The organism is Calditrichota bacterium (assembly GCA_013151735.1).
Classification (GTDB): domain Bacteria; phylum Zhuqueibacterota; class JdFR-76; order JdFR-76; family BMS3Abin05; genus BMS3Abin05.
On the sequence record JAADHR010000028.1, the window covers coordinates 458 to 4,576 of the forward strand.

General features: G+C 49.1%; 3 protein-coding genes. All 3 read right to left on the reverse strand.

Features of this window, described 5'->3' with window-relative positions; translation table 11 throughout:
* Positions 1–1,443 (reverse strand): hypothetical protein (locus GXO76_01990; GenBank protein NOY76620.1); only part of this gene is annotated, 1,443 nt, incomplete at its 3' end.
* A 434-nt stretch (positions 1,444–1,877) separates the two neighbouring features.
* A complete protein-coding gene (locus GXO76_01995) occupies positions 1,878–3,311 on the reverse strand; it encodes a sugar porter family MFS transporter (GenBank protein NOY76621.1) in 1,434 nt (477 codons plus the stop codon).
* A gap of 296 nt (positions 3,312–3,607) precedes the next feature.
* Positions 3,608–4,119 (reverse strand): hypothetical protein (locus tag GXO76_02000; protein NOY76622.1); only part of this gene is annotated, 512 nt, incomplete at its 5' end.

The following is a 4,119-nucleotide window of genomic DNA, read 5'->3' on the forward strand; positions in this document are numbered from 1 at the left end:
CTTTTTGCTGATTATTTGTGAAGGAATGTCGTTTCCTTCATTGTCCTGGATGCGAATGGTTTGAACCGGCTGCGGGAATTCTATACTTGTCTCAACGACGTCGCTTCTCTTCCAGGACAGCGGGTTGAAAACGATAATTGGCACGCCCTTACCGGTTGTGTTGATTCTCGACGAAATAGCTTGCAGCGATTTGTCCAACTCCCGACGGCCGACAGCCATAATATTCGCATACCGCCTTAATGCGTCATCGATGGCGGGGGGGATGTCTGTGCCGGAAATGGTGTCATGGAACTGGTTTATCATTACCTTTTTCCAGGCACTGAATATGGCTGCGCGGGGATATTCACGTTCTCCCAATGCAGCAGCAATGGCTGAAAATTTTTCGAGCGTCAGTAGTAAATTTTCGGCGTACCTGTTTCCCTTTTTAATTTCCCCAACCGTTGTATATGCGCCGCGGATTGTTGCTGTGAGTTCGTTGTTAACCACAGGAAGATTGTGTTTCTCCCTCATAACGGCATTAACAAATCGATCCGGTGTGCTGAATATGATTTTGGCCTGCGTGTCGTCCGGGGCGTGTTGCTCCTGCCTTGCTGCTATTGTTTTTCTCATTCTTTCCACATCCGCCTTTAATGCGCCGCCACCGTGATTGCCTACGCCAACCAGGGTGATGTCGTCCCTGACCCCGTATCGTTGATTCATCATCAATAACCGCTCGTCGATTTCTGCCCCGGCAGGCAGGCTTTCGCCGTAGGCCTTGAAGGGCTTGTAGGCAAAAATCCGGGAACCGTCAGGAGATTGCCACCAAAATATCTGCTCTCCTTTTCCCCTGGGACGCGTAAACATGTAAGAATCGATGCCACTTTTCTTCAAAATTTGTGGCCATGTCCACGGATGCGTCCATGCATCCTGGAACCAGGCGGTTTTAACATCTATTCCGAACTCGCGCATAAAAAAGCGTTTTCCAAAGAGAACCTGACGGACAAGGGATTCGCCGCACGGCAAACAACCATCCACCTCACACCAGAGACCGCTGCCGATGGCCAAACGTCCCCCAGCGCCGTGTGCGCCGGGATTGCGAATACTCCCCCCCAATGCGCGTGAGTTATGGGCATAGTAGCGAAATTTGTAATAAAGTTCGGGGTATAAATTTTCCAGCGGTTCGATCGCCGGGACTTGTAGAAATGTAAAGGTATAATCAGGATATTTTTCCATATTGTCAAAAGCAATTTCCAGCGTGTGTTTAACAATAACATGGATGGTCTCCGGATCATATCGCCACCACCAAGCCAGATCGATGTGCGACTGCGGAATGACGTGCAGGGTCATTTCTTTCAGTGGAGCTTTGCCGTGGTCTGTGCTTTCCTTTGCAAAGCTCGAGTTTGAGATATTACACAAAAGTAAAACAAAAAGCAGATTTACCCCAAGTCTCTTTAAATGTTTCATTTCATCTCACTGGTTATAGTTATCTTTGGAGCTTGTTTTTTGGTAACATGTTAGTTAGGGGTGAAAAATTTTGCCAAGATTTTTCAAAACTGCTCGGACGAGTTTTTCCGGCGCATTATACTCGTTCCGCCGCTCGACGTCACAGATCGACCACTGGACGCGGAGCGTCCCGGGATACACTCCGACGATCTTCGTCGGAGCGAGAGATTCCGGCTCTCGCGCATACAGAACAAGGGGTTGCAACCCCTTGTTCCGGGAGCACAACTGCGGCAGACCTCAAGAGACTGTCGAAGAAGTTCGCGACCCCGGTTGTCGCAATTTCCATAAAAACAAGAGTTCCAAACACCCTGTGCCTCAAAAAACGAGGCATCCGGGGTTTTTATGCTCGTTTCGCCGCTCGGCGGCGGAATACCTACCGGTGTGGCGCTCTGTGATCACACTGCCTTTTGCTTCCAGTACATCTCAATTTCTTCCAGGCTTTTACCTTTTGTTTCGGGAACAAAGCGGTAGAAAAAGAGGGTGGCGATGAGACAGGTGGCGGCAAAAGTAAAAAAACCGGCGTTCATGCCGATTTTGGCAACGTACCAGGGAAACAAAAACGCCGTGATAAAGTTGGTTCCCCAATTGGAAAAGGTTGCGATAGACATGGCCCGGCCGCGGACGCGATTTGGGAAAATCTCACCGGTCAACACCCAGATCACGGCGTTTATGGATAAAGCGAGGCTGGCCATATAAACACACAGCATGATGACAATCCAAATCCCGGACGTTACGCCGATGGTAAACTGAATGGCAATGATGAGCAGAGAGACAAAGACGGCGGCCATGCCGCCAATTAAAAGCGGCCGGCGCCCCCAACTGTCAATTTTCCAAAACGCGATAATTGTAAAGATAAAATTTATAACACCAATTGCCACCTGAAATTCCAGGGCGCTGTCGAGTCTGAATCCGGCTTTTTCGAGAATGGTCGGGCCATAATAAACGATAATGTTGACGCCGGTGAATTGTCCGAAAATCGAAAGACCCAGGCCAACGATGAGTGCCAGGCGCAATCCCGGTTTGAAAAGTTCGCGGATGGTTCCTTCTTCGCTCTTTATGGCATTTTTTATTTCTGAAAATTCGGTTTTTGCAACGGCCGCGCCGCTTACTTTTGCCAGCAAACTATAGCCTTTTGTCTCGTACCCCGCCCGGATCAGCCAGCGTGGACTTTCGGGAATGAAAAACAACAGGATGATAAACAACCCGGCGGGAATCATTTCTGCGCCAAACATCGCTCTCCAGACTTCCGAGATCATCACCTTGTGTAAGAGTCCTGTCCCGCCAAAGGAAGCGGCATTCCCCTGAGAAAAAGCCAATAACAGCCAATTGGAAAAATAGGCAAGCAAAATGCCGATGACGATAGAAAGCTGATAGAGCGCGACCAGTCGTCCGCGGATTTTCGGCGGTGCGAATTCAGAGATGTATAAAGGCGCCAAAACAGACGCCATGCCGATCCCCAGGCCGCCGATGAGACGGGCAGGAATTAAAAGCATGAATGAAGGAGGAATTGTCGATCCGAGCGCGGACACGAAAAAGAAAATTGCCGCGGCCAGGAGAACCGGCTTTCGCCCAAAGCGATCGCTGAGCATACCGGCGACCAGGGCGCCGAGAATGGCACCGACGAGCGCCGAGCTTCCAAACCAGCCGACTTCTATTTTGCTCAATGCGAACTGCGTTTCCACCATGCCGAACGTGCCGGAAATGACAGCCGTATCGAAACCGAAAAGGATGCCGCCGAGAGAGGCCACAAAACAGACGACGGCAAGAAAAACAGCACTGCCGCTGCCGGGCATTTCTTCGGGCATTGATTTATCCGTTAGTGAGATCAATGAATTCCTCCTTTGCTTCGCTTCGCTCGCAATGACATTTTCGGACTTTTTACGAACGACTCATTTTATCTCTAAATTTAAACATCTCGTTGTTTCCAGGAGACTCCGGCATTCGCCGGAGTGACTTGTTTGGTCTGTTTACAGGCAAGTCTTTGTTATAATCTCTGTTTGCTTTTTTGACCACTGATATCAGATATGTTGTTTCATAAGGCGCATTTTGCATGTTTTTGTAAGAACCGTATCAACATCACCAGGAATACAAAACTTTAGGAAAACGAGCCGCCTGGCCAAAAGACCTAAAACAACCTGACGATCGCATCAGCCACATCAAAAAACAATCGCGTAAAAAATCCTGCCCTTTTGGTTTTTATCACATGGCCTTCTTCATCCAGGTATAATTTTGTGCGACCCTTGTATTTTGCGCCGTTGTATTCAAAATCGTGGGGTAGCTCGCATTGTTTCAGCCGGCCGCTTTCGTGAAATTGTATGATGGACAGTCCGCCATGGCGGCACGGAATGCCCTGGATTGTACGCGGCTCGGTGAGGAAAATAAAACGAAGCTTTCCATTCGGGTAAAATCCCGTCGCTTCTTTCTTATGGCCTCCGTCGCAGGGATACCCTTGAATAATCAAATCTTTTGAGAAATAGCACTGCTCCAGGGTACCGTCCTCCTTGCGCAGAAAAACCCGGCTTTTGGCAGGGATTTCGATTCCCTGGATCGTAACGGTTTGGCTCAACTCGAAATTGTCCAACCGGCCGTTTTGATAAAACCAGGTCCAGCCAATACAGGGATAGCCCTGGATATCAA